Raw genomic sequence first — 17411 nt, 5'->3', positions numbered from 1 at the left:
CGCGGCTGCCGCGCGCCGGGGCCCGTCAGCCGCGCGCGAGGACGAGCGTCCCGGAGGAGCAGAACCAGCCGCCGGTGCCCGAGACGACGGCGAGGCGGGGCGGCGTGCCGTCGGGGCGGCGCACCTGGCGTCCTTCCTCGGCCTCCCCGCGCAGCTGGCGCACCGCCTCGACGAGGAGGAACAGTCCCCGCATGCCGGGGTGGCAGGCGGACAGCCCGCCGCCGTCCGTGTTGACCGGCAGGGCGCCGGAGACCGTCAGCCGGTTCCCCCCGACGAACGGCCCGCCCTCGCCCTTGGCGCAGAAACCGAGGTCCTCCAGTGTCACGAGCGTCATGTAGGTGAACGCGTCGTACAGTTCGGCCACGTCGATCTCCTGCGGCCGTACACCCGCCCGCGCGAACGCCAGGCGACCGGAGACGGCGGCCGGGGTGACGGTGAAGTCGTCCCACTGCGACATCGCCGTGTGCGAGACGGCCGTGCCGCAGCCCAGCACCCACACCGGAGGGTGTGCCGCCCCGTCCAGGTACTCCCGGGCCGCGAGGACGACCGCGCAGCCGCCGTCCGAGCGGACGCAGCAGTGCAGCTTGGTGAACGGGTCCGCGATCACCGGTGCGGACAGGACGTCGTCGACGGTGATCGGGGTGCGGTGCAGCGCGGCCGGATTGTGCCGGGCGTTCTCGCGGGTTTGAACCGCGACGTCGGCAAACTGTTCAACCGTCGTGCCGTACTGGTGCATGTGACGGCGCGCGGCCATCGCGTACTTGGCGACGATCGTGTGCCCGTAGGGCGCCTCGAACTGCGCCGGGCCCCCGGTGCCGAAGGACAGCGTCGCGGTGCGGCGGCCCGCCTTGAGGTCGGCGCGGGCCGTGGAGCCGTACACCAGGAGGACGACGTCGGCGTGGCCCAGCGCGATGGCGTCGGCGGCGTGGGCCGCCATCACCTCCCAGGTCGCCCCGCCGACGGAGGTCGAGTCCACCCACCGGGGCCGCAGCCCCAGGTACTCCGCGACGTCGACGGGGGCGAGCGTGCCGAGCCCGGCCGAGGCGAAGCCGTCGACAGCGGACCTCTCCAGGCCGCAGTCGGCGAGCGCGCGCCGGGCGGCCTGCGCGTGCAGGGCGTACGGCGTGACGCCGTCGAGGCGTCCGCAGTCGGAGAGGGCGACGCCGGCGACGGCGACCTTGCGGGGGCCCGCGGACATGTTTCTGACGGTACATCAGGAAGATGCTGGGAAACCATGCCCGCGCGGCCTACCATGTCGGCCCCCGCAACGGGAGGAGGCGCCGCTCATGGACGCGGAGTTGAGCCCCGAACAGCGTGCGATCCGGCGCACCCTGCGTGAGGTGCTGGCCCGGCACTGCGGCCCGGAACGGGTCGGGGCCGCCGTCCGCACGCCGCACGGCCACGACGAGGAGCTGTGGCACCGCCTCGCGGAACTGGGGCTGCCGGGGCTCGCGGTGCCCGCGCGGTACGGCGGAGCGGGTCTGGGTCCTGCCGAACTCGCCCTGGCCTGCGAGGAGACCGGCCGCGTCCTGCTGCCGTCCCCGCTGCTGGCCACAGCAGGGCTCGTGGCCCCCCTCGTCGCCGCCCTGGGTTCGCCCGCGCAGTGCGCGCGGCTGCTGCCGCGCCTGGCGGACGGAACACTGACCGGGGCCCTCGTCGTGCCCCGCGGCCCGCTCACGGCGCCGCTCGGGCTCACCGGCGGCCGGGACGGCGACTGGGCGGGAGGCGGCCGTAGCGGCGGCGTCCAGGCACGCCCCGCTGACGGCGGCCGTACCTGGCGGCTGTACGGGGAGGCACCGCGCGTCCTCGACGGCCACAGCGCCGGCCTGCTGCTCGTCGCGGCCCGTACGGGCGGCTACGCGCGCCCCCGTACCCTGCTGTTCGCGCTGCGGCCGCGCGGGGCGCCCGGTGTGGCCGTCACGCGCCTGACCACCCTGGACGAGACGCGGCCGCAGGCCCGCGTCGAACTGCGCGACGCGCGGGCCGAACCGCTGGAGCGGGGCGACGCGGCCGAGGCGCTGGAGGGACTGGGCGGGAGTGTGGCCGCGATGCTGGCCGCCGAGGCGGTCGGCGCGGCGGACCGGGCACTGGGGCTGACGGTCGCGCATGTGCGCTCGCGCGAGCAGTTCGGCAGGCCCGTCGGATCCTTCCAGGCGGTCAAGCACCGCCTCGCGGACCTCCATGTCGCGGTGCAGGCCGCCCGTTCCGCCGCGTACTGCGCGGCATGGGCGGCCGGACGCGGACCGCGCCCCGGCGACGGGGATCCGGCCGGGACCGCCGTGGCGGGCCAACTGGCCCTCGCCCAGGCCCTGGAGGCGCAGTACGCGGTGGCCGCGGAGGCCCTGCAGTTCCACGGCGGCCTCGGCATGACCTGGGAGTGCGCCGTGCACCTGTACGTCAAACGCGCGGCTTCCGACGCGCTGTTGTTCGGCCCCGCGCACAGGCTGCGGGCACGCGCGGCGGACGTGTGCGGCCTGTTCGACACCGCAGGCACAACAGCCGGCACAACAGCTGGCACAACCGCCGGCACGACCGGCGCAACCACTGGCACACACGAAGAGGTGATGCTGTGAAGGGCGTTGACCTGACCCGGCTGGTGCAGGAGGTCTCCTCGACGCGAGCCTTCGCGAAGGTCGCCCCGTACGTCCTCCCGGCACTGGACCGCGCCGTGCACCGGCTGACGGGCGGCCGGACGCTGCTGAGCGCGCGCATGCTGCCGGGGCTCGTCCTCACCTCGACGGGCGCGCGCAGCGCACTGCCCCGGCACACCCCGCTCGCGTGTCTGCCGGAGGGCGATCCGGTGCGTTCCTGGGTCGTGGTCGGCAGCAACTTCGGCCGGCCCGGCCACCCGGCCTGGTCGGCGAATCTTCTGGCGCACCCGGAGGCGGTGGTCAGCTGGCGGGGACGGGACGTTCCGGTACGGGCCCGGCTGCTCGGCGGGCCGGAGCGCGGGTCCGCGTGGGCGGCGGTCGTCGGTCTGTGGCCCCCGTACGCGCGCTACCAGGCGCGTGTGGGGCGGGAGATCAGGCTCTTCCGGCTGGAGCCGCGCGAGCGGTCCGCCGGGCGGGGCGCAGGGTCACTCGGGGGGCCCGGCGCCGGTCCGGGGGATGCCGGCCGGCCGGGCCCGCCGTCGTGCTGACAGGACGCGCGGGTGCGAAGGGCGCTACTTCGCCGGCTTCTTGCCGGTGATGCCCAGGTGCACCAGCAGCGCGAGGTTCGGCTTGAGCTCGGCCTGCTTGACGCCCCAGCTCTGGAAGCCCTTCTGGTGCGAGGCGACCGCGGCGAGCATCGCGACGAGCGACCCGGCGACGGCCGCCGCGCTCACGTCCTTGTCGACCTTGCCCTTGGACTGGAGCTCCTTGACGGAGTCCGTGAGGGAGTTGGTGACGGCGTTGAGGATCTTCATGCGGATCTTGTAGAACCGCTTGTCGCCCTCGGCGGCACCGAGGTCGACGACGCGCAGGATGGCATCGTGCCGGCGCCAGAAGCCCAGGAAGCCGTCGACGAGTTCCTCGGCCGCCTGCCAGCCGGCCTTGCCGACCCAGGAGCGGCCGGCGACGAGAGAGGTCAGACTCGCGCCCTCCTTCGCCATCTCCTCGGCCAGTTCGAGGACGGCGCCCTCGACGTCCGGAAAGTACTGGTAGAAGGTCGCGGGAGAGGTGCCGGCCCGGCGCGCGACGTCGATGACCTTGACGTCCCGGTAAGGCGAGGAGCTGAGCATTTCACTGAGGCAGTCGAGCAGCTTCTGCCGCGTCGCCTGGCCTCGCCGACCGGCCACGCGGCCGTCGACGGTGCGTACTTGTCCTGTCATGCCGTCAGCTTACCGAGGGGTGATCGGAGCGCGATCCGGCCGCATGCAAATGGGGGCAGGGGGGAGGGGTGGGGTATCTGCCCAGGTCAGACGGTGTGTCGCGGACGGCCGTAGGTCGTGGACGGATTGGCCCGTACCGGTGAATCGTCTTATCAACAGGCTGTGGACAAGTGGATCGGGGCGGTACCGGCCCAGTTTTCCACAGGCCCCCCACGGACCTTGATCCACCGGTAGCGTGGCATCGGGGGCAACGGCGTCCGGACGCCGTCCCGGGCGCGGGCCGGGGTGCGGGACGCTCCGGGGAGGCCGGTGCGCGCGGTGGCCGGAAATCGACCTTGAGGCAGGGGTGCGGGCGGGCGGATCCGCATCGGTGGCCGAAGGGTGACAACTGGGATGTACGGGGAGGTCCGGGAGGATTCGCCGGTCCGGGGGAGAGGCCGGCGCAACCGCCCCGGAGTGACGCAGAGTTAGACAAGGAGAGGGGGAAGGCGGTGCGCGGGGCGCCTCGCGCACCGGCCCGCCGGGACACGGCGAAGGGTGCCCCGGGTTCGCAACCGCGGCCTTCGCCAGGAAGAATCAGCGGGTGTTCGCCGGGGATACTGTGTTTTCCCGGGGGACACCGTCCGGACCCCCGGCTGCTGTGCCTTCCCGTGGGACACCCCCTGGCCGAGACCGCAGGCCGACGGGGCTCCCCGACGGCAATCGCCAGGGAGACATCAGTAATTCGCGGTGAGACGCTGCACGGGGCGGGGGGAACCCTTCTAGCCCCCACGGGGAGGTGGCAGGCCAGTGGTGGAGCAGCTTACGCAGCACGACCCGAGACGGATCGGCCCGTTCGAGGTGCTCGGCCGGCTCGGGGCAGGCGGCATGGGGCTGGTCTATCTCGCCCGCTCGGCATCCGGCCGACGGGTCGCGATCAAGACGGTGCGCACGGAGCTCGCGGAGGACCAGCTCTTCCGGGTCCGCTTCACGCGTGAGGTGGAGGCGGCCCGGGCGGTCAGCGGCTTCTACACCGCGGCCGTCGTCGACGCCGATCCGCGCGCCGCCGTGCCCTGGCTCGCCACCGCCTATGTGCCCGCCCCCTCCCTGGAGGAGATCGTCAGCGAGTGCGGGCCGCTGCCCGCCCAGGCGGTGCGCTGGCTGGCCGCCGGCATCGCCGAGGCGCTGCAGTCCATCCACGGCGCCGGGCTGGTGCACCGCGACCTGAAGCCCTCCAACGTGCTCGTGGTGGAGGACGGCCCGCGCGTCATCGACTTCGGCATCGCCTCCGGCGTCTCCAGCACCCGGCTGACGATGACCAACGTCGCCGTCGGCACCCCCGCCTACATGTCGCCCGAGCAGGCCCGGGACTCCCGCAGCGTGACCGGCGCCAGCGACGTCTTCTCGCTCGGCTCGACCCTGGTCTTCGCGGCCACCGGCCACGCGCCCTTCCACGGTGCGAACCCCGTGGAGACCGTCTTCATGCTGCTGCGCGAGGGCCCCGACCTCAGTGGCCTGCCGGACGAGCTGCGCCCGCTGATCGAGTCCTGCATGCAGATGGCGGCCGAGCACCGGCCCAGCCCCGCCGATCTGCAGTCGCGGCTCGCCCCGCACCTGTTCGCCTCCGGCGGCGGTGACGACAGCGGCACGGCCTCGGCCTGGCTCCCGGACGACGCCGTCTCCCTCATCGAGCGCCGCCGCGCCGGCGGCCGGCCCGCGTCGGCGGGGCCGGCCTCCGGCGGCGGCCGGTCCCGTACGGCACCGCCCCGCCCCACGCAGCCGCCGTCCCCCGCGTACGAGCCGCGGGGCGAGAGCCGGGCGGCCGGGCCCGGCTGGGGGGACGGGCGCCTCGGCGGGGCCGGGCCGGCCGCCGTCTCCGCGGCCGGCGATCCGCGCACCGCGCCGGGGGCCCGCTCGGGAGGCCGGCACGCCGCAGCGCCCGCCGTGTCCGCGTCCGACGGGGCCGTGCGGCTGGCCGGTTCGCAGGTGCCCATCGGCCCGGGACCGCGCGTCGCCGACGGGGCACGGGCCGAGGAGGCGCACGCCCACGCGGGCGCCGTGTCGGCGGCCGGCTGGGTGCGCCCGCCGTCCCCCATGCCCGCCACGCCCCCGCCCGCCCACGTCCCCGCCCCCGCGGCGGAGGGCGGCAACGCGCAGACCGCGCAGAGCCGTTGGCGGCCCTGGCGGTTCCGCATGTCCAACGACGTGTGGGGCACGCCGGTCGTCGCCGGCGACCTGGTGTACGTGACCTCCTTCGAGGTGCACGCGCTCGATGTGGCCAGCGGCAGGCGGCAGTTCAAGACCCGGGACGTGGCGTGGGCGATGGCCGTCGCGGACGGCCGCATCCACGCCTCGGACGGCCCCACCCTGTACGCGCTGGACGCCACGGACGGCAGCGAGCGCTGGCGTCTGGGCACCGACGGCTGGGTGTACGCGCTGCGCGCCGAGCGCGGCACCGTCGTCACCGGTACGCGCGGCGGGGGCGCCCAGGCGTGGGAGGCCGCCACCGGCGAACTGCTGTGGGAGACGGCCGGACTGCAGGCCGACTTCGAGACCCCCGACTGCGGCCCGTTCCTGCGGGACGGCACGGTCTACGTCCGCTCCGACTCCCGGCTGCGGGCCCTGGACGCCCGCACGGGGGCCGAGCGCTGGTCGTGCGCGGTGGGCGACACGGCGTCCTGCGGCGGGGTCCCGGTGCGGCTGCTGGCCGCGCCGGACGGCGTGGTCTATGTGGCGGCGGGGGCCCGGGTGCTCGCCGTGGACGCGGCGCGCGGGGACGTGCGCTGGCAGTTCGAGGCGCCCGCGGCCTTCCTGTGCCCGCCCGCCCTCGCGACGGGCGCCGCAGTGCCGGGCGGCGGCGTGTACATCGCCGACTATCTGGGCACGGTCTACTGCCTGGACCCGGTGACCGGCCGCGAACGCTGGCGGATAGCGACGGAGGCCCGGCAGTCGGCCGAGCCGGTGCTCGTGGCGGCCGGCTCCGTGCACCTGGGCAGCGGCAGCGCCCTCTACACCCTGGACGCGGCCACCGGCACGCCCAAGTGGCGTTTCGCGGCGGGCGGCGAGGTCGTGGGCTCGCCCGTCGTCGCGGACGGCCGGATCCACTTCGGTTCCGCCGACCACTGCGTCTACACGGTCGACGCGGCCGGCGGCCAGCTGCGCTGGAAGCTCGCCACGGGCGGGGAGATCACCGGCTCCCCGGCGGCCCGGGGCGGCGTGGTCTACGCGTGCAGCAAGGACCGCTGTGTGTACGCGCTGGACGCCGCCAAGGGCACGGGGATGTCCCGCCGCTGACGGGATCCCCGGCTCCCGGCCCGCGCGCCGCCCCGGGAGCTCAGCGCACCCGGTGCGTGCGGGTGCGTGCGGCGAACAGGGCGGCCTGGCGGTCCGGGGCGAGGCTGCCGAGCGCGATCAGGTGCGGGGCGAGGGCCAGCGCCTGCTGCCGGGTGGCCTCCCGCGCCGACCACAGGGCCCGTACGGTGCCCTGCACCGCCTCCGTGGGCCAGGAGGCGATGACGGCGGCGGCCCGAAGAGCCGCGGGGACCGTTTCGCCGGGCGCGGTCACCTCGCAGACCAGGCCGAACTCCTGGGCACGGCGCGCGGAGAGGCGTTCGGCGGTGCCCATCAGCGCCATACGGGCGGCCTCGCCGTAGGGCATGCGCTGGGCCATGAGCACCGCCTCGTAGGCGCTGACCATGCCGTAGCTCGTGTGCGGGTCGAAGAACGTCGCGTCCTCGGAGGCGACGACGAACTCCGCCTCGCCCAGCAGGTAGAACGCCCCGCCGCAGGCCATCCCGGCCACCGCGGCGACCACCGGCTTCCACAGGTCGCAGGACTTGGGGCCGATGCCCAGCAGCGGATCGTCGAGGCTGTAGGGCGAGGGCGGCTGGGGGACGCGGACGGAGCGGTCGACGCCGGTGCAGAACGCGCGGCCGCCGGCACCGGTGAGCACGACGGCCCGCACGGCGTCGTCGAAGCGGAAGTCCCGCCACACGCGGGCGAGTTCGTGTGCCATGGCCTCGTCGACGGCGTTGTGGACCTCGGGCCGGTCGAGGGTGACGAGCGCGACCCCGTCCTCGCGCACCTCGGCCCGTACGGTCCCGCGGCCGGCGGCGGGCCGGGTGTTCACGCTTCCTCCAGCAGCCAGTACGGCACGGTGACGCCCTCGGCGGGATCGGTGAACGCGGCGCGTACGGGTGCCCCGATGGACAGCCGGGCCGGGTCGAGGGAGCCGAGCCCCGCCCCCGGGGCGGCGACGACATTGCCGACGAGACGGATGCGCGGGTCCTCGGCGAGCTCCACCAACGCGACGTTGTAAGGGGCGTGTTGCTCGTAGAAGGGCAGCAGGGGCGGGTGGGGGACGACGTACGACCACAGGCGTCCGTGCCCGCTCACGCGGCGCCACTCGGAGGCGAAGCACTGGCAGCGGGGGCAGCAGGGGCGGGGCGGGAAGCGCGGCAGTGCGCAGGCGGCGCAGGACTGCACCCGCAGCTCGCCCCGGGCCGCGAACTCCCAGAAGGGCAGGCCGTCCTCGTCCTCGACCGGGGCCGTCGCAGCGCTCTCCCCGGGGTGAAAGTCCTGGTCGGGGGCGTTGTCAGTGGTACCCGTCACCATGGGGGACATGACCTCAACTCCTCAGCAGCAGAGCCGATGTGGGGACACCTTCGCCCGCCGTGACCAGGCAGGTGCGGGCGCCGGTGACCTGCGCGGTGGAGTCGCCCCGCAGCTGTCTGACGCCTTCGGTGACGAGATTGAAGCCGTGGATGTAGGCCTCGCTGAGCCCGCCGCCGCTGGTGTTCAGGGGCAGCCGGCCGCCGGGGTCGAGGGCGCCGCCCTCGGTGAAGGCGGCCCCCTCGCCGCGCCCGCAGAAGCCGTAGCCCTCCAGCGACAGCAGGACGAGCGGGGTGAACGCGTCGTAGATCTGGGCGACGTCGACGTCCTGGGGGCCGAAGTCGGCTGTCTTCCACAGCTGTCGGGCGGCGGTCCAGGAGGGGCCCGTGAGCGGGTCGTCGTTCCAGTAGTTGACCATGCCGTGGTGCTGTGCGGGCAGGCCCTGGGCGACGGAGTGCACGAGGACCGGGCGCCGGCGGCAGTCGCGGGCGCGTGCGGCCGAGGTGACGACGCAGGCCGAAGCCCCGTCGGTCTCCAGGCAGTTGTCGTACAGGCACAGGGGCTCACTGATCCAGCGCGCGGACATGTACAGCTCGCGGGTCAGCGGCCGGTCGCGCATCAGGGCGGCCGGGTTGGCGCGGGCGCGGTCGCGGCAGGCGCGGGCGACGTTGAACAGGTGCTCCCGGGTGGCGCCGTGGTCGTGCAGATAGCGGCGCGCGAGCAGGGCGATCTCGTCGACGGGGCGCAGCAGTCCGTACGGCCTCGTCCACTGCCCGGGGGTGGGCAGCGGGTGGCGGGTCTCGCGCCAGGGGCGCGGTCCGGAGCCGCGCTTGCGGGAGCGCCAGGCCACGCCGACGGTGGCCGCTCCCGTGGCGATCGCGGCGGCCAGCAGGGCTACGGTGGCGCAGGAGCCGCCGCCCCCGTAGCCGGTGCGCGCGAAGAAGGTGACGTCGCCGGCCCCGATCGCCTTCGCGACCTCGACCTCTTCGGTCTCCTCCATCGTGTAGGAGGCGAAGGCGTCGACCTCCGACGGCGCGATGCCCGCGTCGTCGAGCGCCGCGACGACGGCGCGGCAGGCCAAATGCTTCTCGGATTCGGGGAGTCGGCGGGCGAAGGGGGTCTGTCCTATGCCGACGATCGCGGTGGCGTCCTTGAGCGGCGTCGTCATCGTCACCTCCGCGCTGTGCGCGCTGTGGACGCGGGCACTGCTGACAGCGCGGAAGGCTATCGCTAATCTGACGAACAGTCAGCCACGGGCCGCGGTGCCGGGCCGGCACCGGGTCCCGGCCGGCCCTTCGGCCGGCGTGGCGGCCCGGGGCGGGGGAGGGCGTGCGATGCGCGGTGACCTGGAGTTCATGTCCGTACCCCGGCTGGTCCGCACGGCCGCCGAGCGGTACGGCGAGCGCGAGGCCGTGGTGGACGGCCGCACCCGGATCAGTTACCGGCAGCTCGGCGCACAGGTCGAACGGGCCGCCGCGGCCTGCCTGGCCGCCGGAGTGCGCACCGGCGACCGGGTGGCGGTGTGGGCGCCGAACTCGCTGGGCTGGATCGTCTGCGCGCTGGGGGCCGTCACGGCCGGCGCGGTGCTGGTGCCGGTCAATACGCGGCTGAAGGGCGCCGAGGCGGCGCAGCTGCTCGCCCGCACCCGGGCGCGCCTGCTGTTCGTCACGGGCCCGTTCCTCGGCACCTCCTATGTCGCCGCGCTCCGTCAGGCCCTCGCCCGGCGGGACGGCCGGACCGGGCGGTTCGCCACCCGGAGCGCCGACGGCCAACAGGGGCTGCCCTCCGGCCCGTTGCCGGGACTGCCGCATCTGCGGGACGTCGTCGTCCTCGCGGACGAGGCGCCCGGGGGTTCTCGCACCTGGAAGGAGTTCCTCGCGGCCGGCGGAAGCGTGTCGGCCGGGGCGGTGCGGCTGCGGGCGAACGGCATCGGTCCCGGCGCGCCCTCGGACATCATGTTCACCTCCGGCACCACGGGCCTGCCCAAGGGCGTGGTCGTCACCCAGGCGCAGACCCTGCGGGCCTTCGCCACCTGGGCCGACCTGGCCGGGCTGGGGGAGGAGGACCGGTATCTGATCGTCAACCCCTTCTCGCACACCTTCGGTTACAAGGCCGGGGTGCTCGCGTGCCTCATGCGGGGCGCGACGATGGTGCCGCAACCGGTCTTCGAGCCCGGCGCGTTGCTCGCGACGCTCGCCGCGGAGCGCATCACCGTGCTGCCCGGACCGCCCGCCCTCTACCGTTCGCTGCTCGACCACCCCGGCGGCGCGGACCGTGGCCTGTCCGCGCTGCGGCTCGCCGTCACCGGGGCGGCCTCCGTGGACGGACGGCTGGTGGAGCGGATACGTACGGAGCTGGGGATCGCGACGGTGCTCACCGCCTACGGGATGAGCGAGGCCACCGGGCTCGTCACGATGTGCCGCCGGGACGACCCGCCGGAAGTGGCGGCGCACAGCTGCGGGCGGGCCGTGCCGGGCACCGAGGTCGTGGTCGTCGACGCCGCCGGGGCCTTCCTGCCGCCGGGCGGGACGGGGGAGATCCTGGTGCGCGGCCATCAGGTCATGGCCGGCTACTTCGAGAATCCGTCGGCCACGGCCCGCGCCGTCGACCCGCAGGGCTGGCTGCACACCGGCGATGTGGGGGTGCTGGACGCCGACGGCAATCTGCGGATCACCGACCGGCTCACGGACATGTACGTCGTGGGCGGCTTCAATGTCTGTCCCGCCGAGGTGGAAAGGCTGCTGGCCCGGCATCCCGGGCTCGCGGACGTCGCCGTCGTCGGGGTGCCGGACGCCCGGCTCGGCGAGGTCGGCAAGGCGTTCGCGGTCCGGCGGCCGGGGAGCCGTTCCCCGAGCGCGGGGGAGCTCCTGGCGTGGGCGCGCCGCGAGATGGCCGGCTACAAGGTGCCGCGTGAGGTGGAGTTCGTGCCGGAGCTGCCGCGCAACGCCGCGGGGAAGGTGCTCAAACGGCGGCTGCGGCAGGGGGTGGAGCGGGCGGGCGGGGAAGCGGGCAGCGGGGGCGTGGGCCGGTGAGCGCCCTTCCTTCCGCCGTGTCGGCACGACGGACTCGCCGGGCGGGTCCCGGTCCACGCACCCCTGGGAACGGCGCGGACGGTCCGGCCGCGGTGGCCGGGCGTCTGCCCCTTCCTCTTCCCCTACTGGTTCCTCTTCCCCTACTGGGACGCGCTGTTACTCCGCGTGGTCGTCGGAGCCGCCGAGGATGTGGGTGCCGGATCCGGCGGTGAGGTGACCGGGGGCGACGCTCGCCGCCGCGGGGTGGATCTCCGCGTGGTCGTCGGCCGAGGCGGGTACCGCCGTACCGATGGCGGCGGCCGCCGCCAGGGCGGCTATGACGAACGCTTTCCTGTTGCGTGTGGTCGTGCTGCTCATGTCCGACTCCTCAAGGATCGGGGGTCATACGGTGGTTGGCACGCGGGCGCGGGTGGTCGGTGCGTTTGCGGTGCGCCGCGTACGCGTGCGGTGAACCTAGCGGTTCGGGCCGGCGCCGTCCGCGTCTTCGCGCGGACCTTGTACGAACCTCCGTGCGGCGGGCCGCGGTTGCGGGTGCCGTCGCACGGGGCCCGGCTCGGGAGCGCTGGAGCGCACGGCCATGAGGCCGGCGTCGGCGGCTCCCCCTCCGTGCAGCCGACGCCGGCCCCTGGCGGTCCCCTGTGGATCGTTCCCCCCTCGGGACTTCACTGTTGAATTGATGTGGTCGTGCGGTGGTGCATCCCCCGTGTGTGGATCCCCCGTTGACGTGCCCCCGTTGTGGTTCCCCCGTTGTGCTTCCCCCGTGGTCGGTGCGCTGCGGTCCCCCGTTTCTCGTGTCCCCCGTTGTTCCCCCGTGGTTCCCCCGTGCGTTCGTACGGTCTTGCCGGTTTCCCCCGTGCCCCCGTGTTCCCCCGTACGTCCTGCCGCCGTTGCCGGCAGGCTCCGTCCGTCCGACGTCCCCCCGTGCACTCCCCCGTGCACTTCCCCCGTGTGCCTGTCGGACGTCCCCCGGCGGAGCCTGCCGTCCCCCGGTCGATCCCTCTTGCCTCCCCCGTGGTCCCCCGTGCCCCCCCGGCCGGTCAGTGGTGCCCCGGCCGGGGGAGCCTGCTCAGCGGTCCGGTCAGATCGGCTCGGTCTGTGCGTGGTCGTCCGCCGCGACGGCCGGGCCGCCGCTGTGTCCGCCCGTGGCGTGGTCGTCGGGCGGGACGACCGGCGAAGTGGCGGCCAGGCCCTTCGTGCCCGTCGCGTGGTCGTCCTGCGGGAGCAGGGACGGAACGGCGGCGAGGGTCTTGGTGCCGGTGGCGTGGTCGTCCTGCGGCGTCGCCACTCCGGTGCTGAGGTTCTGCTGGTCGCTCATGATGTTCACCCCGTTGTTCGCGAGTCGTCTTGGCGTGAAGGGGAGTGGTGTTGATCGGTGATGCGGAACCCGCCCGGCGACTCCCCCGAGTACCGCCGGACGGGTCTGAGGGGCTGATCGCCCCGGTGGTGAAGGACTCATCCGCTACGACCCGCCTGCCCCCCGACGCGACGGATCGACATGCCGTAAGACTGCCCGGCCGCGATAAACGATCGATTAACGGGCACGTGAGGGGGGTTTCGGGCCTCCCCGAAAGGGCTTCGGCACGGGGTGGGACCCCTGTGCCGCCGTGCCCGTGCCGCAGGCGCGGCAGTCGCTCCTAAGCCGCCGCCACCACGGTCAACAGCCGTCGCACCTCGGCGGCTTCGGGGGAGCCGAGCTCCTCGTAGATGGCCAGGGCCTCGCGCCAGCAGGCGTGCGCGCGGCCCGGCTGGCCCAGCGCGTCCAGTGAACGGCCGAGGACGGTCAGAACGTTCCCGCGCCGCCAGCCGCCGCCCAGACCGCGCAGCAGGGCCAGGGCCTGTTCGGCGTGGGAGGCCGCCTGGGCGGGCCTGCGGGCGGCGAGGTGGAGCTCGGCGATGCGGAAGAGGGTCAGGCCCTCCCACAGCCGCTGCCGGTTGTCGTGGAAGATCGGGATGGCCTCGTTGAAGCGGCGCAGTGCCTCGTCGAAGCGTCCGGCGCGGGTGAGGGCGATGCCCGCCGCGTACAGGCCGTTGGCGAGCCGCCAGGTGGCCTCGCCCGTGCGGTAGATGGCCACCGACTGCTCGGCGAGCTCGATGCCCGTCTCGACGCGTCCGCTGTCGACGTGCACGCGGGAGAGGTTGCTGAGGGCGCTGGCCTCGCCGGGCCGGTTGCCGTCGGCGCGGAAGTACTCCAGGGCCCGGCCGAGGTGGGTCTCGGCGTCCTCGTGGCGGTGCTGGTAGAGGGCGATGATGCCGCGGGCGTTGGAGGCGTGGCAGCAGGGGACGGGGTCCTGGCAGGAGCGGCCGAGCAGCACCGCGCGCTCGGCCTCCTCGTCGGACTGGTCGAACCGTCCGGCCCAGCTGTGGACATGGGCCAGTACGGTCCGGGCGCGGCCCTCCGCCCTGTTGTCGCCGGCCTCGCGGGCGGCGGCCAGCAGGGCGAGGGCGGCCTGCTCGTACTGGCGGGCGTCGGCCCCGGACTCCGAGAGGTCCTTCGCGGCGAGCAGCAGGTCGACGGCGCGCGGCAGGGCGTCGCGGGCGGAGCCGGACGGGTCGGCGTGCTGGCGGGCGCAGGCCAGCAGGCAGGCGGCCTCCGCGAAGAGCCAGTCGCCGGCCTCGGCGGCGTCGGCGAAGGCGAGTCCGGGGTGGGCCGTGGGGGTCAGGTGGGTGAGCAGCTGGTCGCCGGGGCGTGCCAGGACGTACACGCTGCCGGCGGTGGCCAGGTAGAAGTCGAGGAGCCGGGAGAGGGCGGCGTCGTGCTCGGCGGGCCGCTCGTCGCGTTCGGCGCAGGAACGCGCGTAGAGGCGGACCAGGTCGTGGTAGCGGTAGCGGCCGGGGGCCGCGGACTCCAGGAGCGAGGTGTCCACGAGGGACTCCAGCAGTTCCTCGGCGTCCTCGGCGTCCATGCCGAGCAGGGCGGCCGCGGCGTGCAGGGAGATGTCGGGGCCGTCGGCGAGGCCGAGGAGGCGGAAGGCGCGGGCCTGGTCGTCCTCCAGCTGTCCGTAGCCGAGTTCGAAGCTGGCCTTGACGGCGAGGTCGCCGGCGCGCAGTTCGTCGAGGCGGCGGCGTTCGTCGGCGAGTTTGCGGGCGAGGACGGAGACGGTCCAGGTGCGGCGCGAGGCCAGCCGGGAGGCGGCGATGCGGATGGCCAGCGGCAGGAAGCCGCAGGCGGCGACGACGTCCATGGCGGCGTCGCGTTCGGCGCCGACGCGTTCGGCTCCCACGATCCGGGTGAAGAGCACCAGGGCCTCGTCGGGGCTCATGACGTCGAGGTCGACGAGGTGGGCGCCGGCGAGGTCGACCATGCGGGCGCGGCTGGTGACGAGGGCGGCGCAGCCGTCGGTGCCGGGCAGCAGCGGGCGGATCTGGGCGGCGTCGCGGGCGTTGTCCAGCACGGTGAGGACGCGGCGTCCGTCGAGGGTGGAGCGGAAGAGCGCGGAGCGCTCCTGGAGCCCGTTGGGGATGCCGGTGTCGGGGATGCCCAGGGCGCGCAGGAACGAGCCGAGGACGGCCTCGGGGTCGGCGGGCACGGGGCCGGCGCCCTGCAGGTCGACGTAGAGCTGGCCGTCGGGGAAGTGGTGCCGGGCGGCGTGCGCGACGTGCACGGCGAGGGTGGTCTTGCCGACGCCGCCGATGCCGGCGACCGCGGAGACGGCCATGATCCTGGCCTCGGCGGCGGCCAGTTGCTCGTTGAGCTCGGCGACCAGGGCTCCTCTGCCGGTGAAGTCGGAGATGGTCGCGGGCAGCTGGGCGGGGCGGATGAACGCGGGTCCGGTGGCGAACTGGTCGTCCGGCCCCAGCTGCAGCGTCAGTTCGGCGTCCGCGTGCAGGATCCGCTGTTGCAGCTCGGAGAGCTCCGGGCGGGGGTCGACGCCGAGTTCGTCGGCGAGGAGGCGGCGGGTGTCGGCGTAGACGGCCAGGGCCTCGGCCTGCCGGCCGCAGCGGTACAGGGCGAGCATGAGCAGTTCGCGCAGCCGCTCGCGCAGCGGGTAGGCGGCGGTCAGTCCGGTGAGCTCGGAGACGGCCTCGGCGTGGCAGCCGACCTCCAGGTCGAGGTCGAGGCGGGTCTCGATGAGGGAGAGCCGCCACTCCTCCAGGCGGGCGCGCTGGGTGTCGGCGTACGGGCCGGGCACACTGGCCAGTGGTTCGCCGTCCCACACGGCCAGGGCCTCGCCCACCAGCTCGCGGGCGCGGGCGCGGTCGCCGGCGGCGCGGGCCTTGTCGGCCTGGCCGGCCAGGGACTCGGCCCGGTCGATGTCCAGGCAGCCGGGCCGGACCCGTATCGCGTACCCGCCGGACTCGCTGACCAGGACGTCGGCGTCGGGGCCGAAGGACTTGCGCAGCCGGGAGGCGTAGGTGCGCAGGGCGGCCAGTGCCGCGGGCGGGGGCTCCTCCCCCCACAGCGCGTCGACCAGCTCCGAGGCCGTCGCGGTGCGGCCGCCGCGCAGCAGCAGCGCGGCCAGCAGTGCCCGCTGCTGCGGTGATCCCGTGTGCAGGACCTCGCCGCCTCGGCGGGCCCGGACGGGCCCGAGCACGGCGAAGCACAGCCCCTGCTCGTACCCTGTGCCGTCGGCCATGGTGACCCCCTGCTCGTCCCGCTCGGTCGCACCGGCAAGTCTGCCTTGTTCCCCACCATTACGTCAGCAGGGGTCCGGCCTCTCCACAAGGCCCGCCCCGGACCACCCCACGCCAACTGCTGACGGGGCGTCAGTTCGGCGCTACGGTTCCGGCATGGCGAGCTTCCCCTGGATCGTCTCGGTGGACGACCACACGGTCGAGCCGCCCCACCTGTGGCAGGACCGCCTTCCCGCGCGGCTGCGGGCCGAGGGGCCGCGTGTCGTACGGGCGCCCTGCCGCGAAATGGCCTTCTCCGGAGGCCGGTTCACGGCGGTGATGGGCGGGCCCGGGGACGGGGGGCCGCCCGTCGACTGGTGGGTCTATGAGGATTTGCGCCGTCCGCTCACCCGGCTTGATACCGCCGTCGGATGCTCCAGGGACGAGGTCGCGCTCAAAGGGATCACCTTCGAGGACATGCGGCCGGGCTCCTTCAGCGTGCCCGAGCGGCTCGCGGACATGGACCTCAACCACGTGCGGTCGGCGCTCTGTTTCCCCACGTTTCCCCGGTTTTGCGGGCAGACGTTCGCGGAGGCCCGGGACAAGGAGCTCGCGCTCGCGTGCGTCCGCGCCTACAACGACTGGATGACGGAGGAGTGGTGCGGCCCCGGGGCGGGCGGCCGGCTGATCCCGCTGGCGATCGTGCCGCTGTGGGACGCGGAGCTCGCCGCCGCCGAGGTGCGGCGCACCTCGGCGCGGGGCGTGCCCGCCGTGTGCTTCTCGGAGATCCCCCCGTACCTGGGCCTGCCCTCGGTCCACACCGACGCCTGGGACCCCTTCCTGCGCGCCTGCGAGGAGACCGGCACCGTCGTCGCCATGCACATCGGCTCCTCCTCGCGCATGCCCTCCACCTCCGCCGACGCCCCGCCCGCCGTCGGCTCCGCCCTCACCTTCGCCAACTGCTGCTTCTCACTGGCCGACTGGCTGCTGTCGGGCGTCTTCGAGCGCTTCCCGCGCCTGCGCGTCATGTACGCGGAGGGGCAGATCGGCTGGATCCCGTACCTGCTGGAGCGCGCCGACACCGTGTGGCAGGAGAACCGCGGCTGGGGCGGCGTCGCGGACAGGGTGCGCCGGCCGCCCTCCGAGCTGTTCGCCGGGCACGTGCACGGCTGCTTCTTCGACGACGCCTTCGGGCTGCGCAGCCTGGACGCGATCGGGGTGGGCAACGTGCTGTACGAGACCGACTATCCGCACTCCGACTCCACCTGGCCGCGCTCCCGCGAGGTCGCCGAGCGGCAGATGGCGCACCTTGCGCCCGAGGTGACCGAGCGCATCGTGCGCGGCAACGCGATCGCGCTGCTGGGCCTGACCGAGGACGGGCTGTGGCCCGGCGCGGCCCGCCCGGCGGGGCGGCGGTGACGGCGCAC

Annotated in this window: 13 protein-coding genes; 5 read left to right on the top strand and 8 right to left on the bottom strand. The window is 74.6% G+C overall.

The genetic code is table 11. The annotated features are described in order from the left end of the window. Positions 1–25: 25 nt before the first annotated feature. The gene (locus tag ACFP1Z_RS16415; RefSeq protein ID WP_390317104.1) at positions 26–1198 is read right to left on the bottom strand and encodes a thiolase C-terminal domain-containing protein; all 1173 of its coding nucleotides are present in this window, start codon (positions 1196–1198) and stop codon (positions 26–28) included. 88 nt (positions 1199–1286) lie between these two features. Between ACFP1Z_RS16415 and ACFP1Z_RS16410 the strand changes: the two genes are divergently transcribed. Both ACFP1Z_RS16410 and ACFP1Z_RS16405 read left to right on the top strand, forming a co-directional pair. Continuing rightward, complete coding sequence (locus ACFP1Z_RS16410; protein WP_390317102.1) at positions 1287–2573, top strand: acyl-CoA dehydrogenase family protein; 1287 nt, start codon at positions 1287–1289, stop codon at positions 2571–2573. Positions 2574–2584: 11 nt separating this feature from the next. Further along, positions 2585–3139: a nitroreductase family deazaflavin-dependent oxidoreductase gene (locus tag ACFP1Z_RS16405; protein ID WP_390317340.1), complete on the top strand. Its 555-nt coding sequence runs from the start codon at positions 2585–2587 to the stop codon at positions 3137–3139. A 24-nt stretch (positions 3140–3163) separates the two neighbouring features. Here ACFP1Z_RS16405 and ACFP1Z_RS16400 read toward each other — a convergent pair whose 3' ends face one another. After that, positions 3164–3811: a TetR family transcriptional regulator gene (locus ACFP1Z_RS16400; protein ID WP_390317100.1), complete on the bottom strand. Its 648-nt coding sequence runs from the start codon at positions 3809–3811 to the stop codon at positions 3164–3166. Positions 3812–4603: 792 nt separating this feature from the next. Between ACFP1Z_RS16400 and afsK the strand changes: the two genes are divergently transcribed. Beyond that, entirely contained in the window at positions 4604–7084 is a 2481-nt protein-coding gene (gene afsK / locus ACFP1Z_RS16395; RefSeq protein ID WP_417801283.1) for a protein serine/threonine kinase AfsK, read from the top strand. A gap of 40 nt (positions 7085–7124) precedes the next feature. Here the strand turns inward: afsK and ACFP1Z_RS16390 are convergent, their stop codons facing one another. Genes ACFP1Z_RS16390 through ACFP1Z_RS16380 form a run of 3 tightly spaced genes read right to left on the bottom strand, consistent with a single transcriptional unit; the run spans position 7125 to position 9569 of the window. Then, a complete protein-coding gene (locus ACFP1Z_RS16390; protein ID WP_390317098.1) occupies positions 7125–7919 on the bottom strand; it encodes an enoyl-CoA hydratase/isomerase family protein in 795 nt (264 codons plus the stop codon). Beyond that, entirely contained in the window at positions 7916–8413 is a 498-nt protein-coding gene (locus ACFP1Z_RS16385; RefSeq protein ID WP_390317097.1) for a Zn-ribbon domain-containing OB-fold protein, read from the bottom strand. Before ACFP1Z_RS16385 ends, ACFP1Z_RS16390 begins: the two co-directional genes overlap by 4 nt. Before the next feature lie 4 nt (positions 8414–8417). Further along, entirely contained in the window at positions 8418–9569 is a 1152-nt protein-coding gene (locus tag ACFP1Z_RS16380) for a thiolase C-terminal domain-containing protein (protein ID WP_390317096.1), read from the bottom strand. Positions 9570–9735: 166 nt separating this feature from the next. Here ACFP1Z_RS16380 and ACFP1Z_RS16375 point away from each other — a divergent pair, with 166 nt between their 5' ends. Next, positions 9736–11433 carry an AMP-binding protein gene (locus ACFP1Z_RS16375; RefSeq protein ID WP_390317094.1) on the top strand — a complete coding sequence of 566 codons (1698 nt, stop codon included), beginning with the start codon at positions 9736–9738 and terminating at the stop codon, positions 11431–11433. A 156-nt stretch (positions 11434–11589) separates the two neighbouring features. Here ACFP1Z_RS16375 and ACFP1Z_RS16370 read toward each other — a convergent pair whose 3' ends face one another. The 3 genes from ACFP1Z_RS16370 to afsR form a co-directional block, all read right to left on the bottom strand. Continuing rightward, complete coding sequence (locus ACFP1Z_RS16370; protein ID WP_390317093.1) at positions 11590–11790, bottom strand: hypothetical protein; 201 nt, start codon at positions 11788–11790, stop codon at positions 11590–11592. Positions 11791–12511: 721 nt separating this feature from the next. Then, entirely contained in the window at positions 12512–12748 is a 237-nt protein-coding gene (locus ACFP1Z_RS16365; RefSeq protein ID WP_390317092.1) for a hypothetical protein, read from the bottom strand. Between the two features lie 319 nt (positions 12749–13067). Then, positions 13068–16007 (bottom strand): SARP-family global regulator AfsR, encoded by a 2940-nt coding sequence (gene afsR / locus ACFP1Z_RS16360; RefSeq protein ID WP_390317091.1) that lies wholly within the window; start codon positions 16005–16007, stop codon positions 13068–13070. Positions 16008–16161: 154 nt separating this feature from the next. Between afsR and ACFP1Z_RS16355 the strand changes: the two genes are divergently transcribed. Next, complete coding sequence (locus ACFP1Z_RS16355) at positions 16162–17403, top strand: amidohydrolase family protein (RefSeq protein WP_390317090.1); 1242 nt, start codon at positions 16162–16164, stop codon at positions 17401–17403. Positions 17404–17411 lie beyond the last annotated feature (8 nt).

Origin of the sequence: Streptomyces gamaensis, assembly GCF_042656465.1 — a bacterium.
In the GTDB taxonomy this organism is placed as follows: domain Bacteria; phylum Actinomycetota; class Actinomycetes; order Streptomycetales; family Streptomycetaceae; genus Streptomyces; species Streptomyces gamaensis.
This window is presented reverse-complemented; position numbering and strand designations above follow the sequence as displayed.

Bases quoted from the DNA above. Each gene is read 5' to 3' on its own strand.
- ACFP1Z_RS16415 (WP_390317104.1), bottom strand. From the start codon at position 1,198: ATGTCCGCGGGCCCCCGCAAGGTCGCCGTCGCCGGCGTCGCCCTCTCC.
- ACFP1Z_RS16410 (WP_390317102.1), top strand. From the start codon at position 1,287: ATGGACGCGGAGTTGAGCCCCGAACAGCGTGCGATCCGGCGCACCCTG.
- ACFP1Z_RS16400 (WP_390317100.1), bottom strand. From the start codon at position 3,811: ATGACAGGACAAGTACGCACCGTCGACGGCCGCGTGGCCGGTCGGCGA.
- ACFP1Z_RS16385 (WP_390317097.1), bottom strand. From the start codon at position 8,413: ATGTCCCCCATGGTGACGGGTACCACTGACAACGCCCCCGACCAGGAC.
- ACFP1Z_RS16380 (WP_390317096.1), bottom strand. From the start codon at position 9,569: ATGACGACGCCGCTCAAGGACGCCACCGCGATCGTCGGCATAGGACAG.
- ACFP1Z_RS16375 (WP_390317094.1), top strand. From the start codon at position 9,736: ATGCGCGGTGACCTGGAGTTCATGTCCGTACCCCGGCTGGTCCGCACG.
- ACFP1Z_RS16370 (WP_390317093.1), bottom strand. From the start codon at position 11,790: ATGAGCAGCACGACCACACGCAACAGGAAAGCGTTCGTCATAGCCGCC.
- ACFP1Z_RS16365 (WP_390317092.1), bottom strand. From the start codon at position 12,748: ATGAGCGACCAGCAGAACCTCAGCACCGGAGTGGCGACGCCGCAGGAC.
- afsR (WP_390317091.1), bottom strand. From the start codon at position 16,007: ATGGCCGACGGCACAGGGTACGAGCAGGGGCTGTGCTTCGCCGTGCTC.
- ACFP1Z_RS16355 (WP_390317090.1), top strand. From the start codon at position 16,162: ATGGCGAGCTTCCCCTGGATCGTCTCGGTGGACGACCACACGGTCGAG.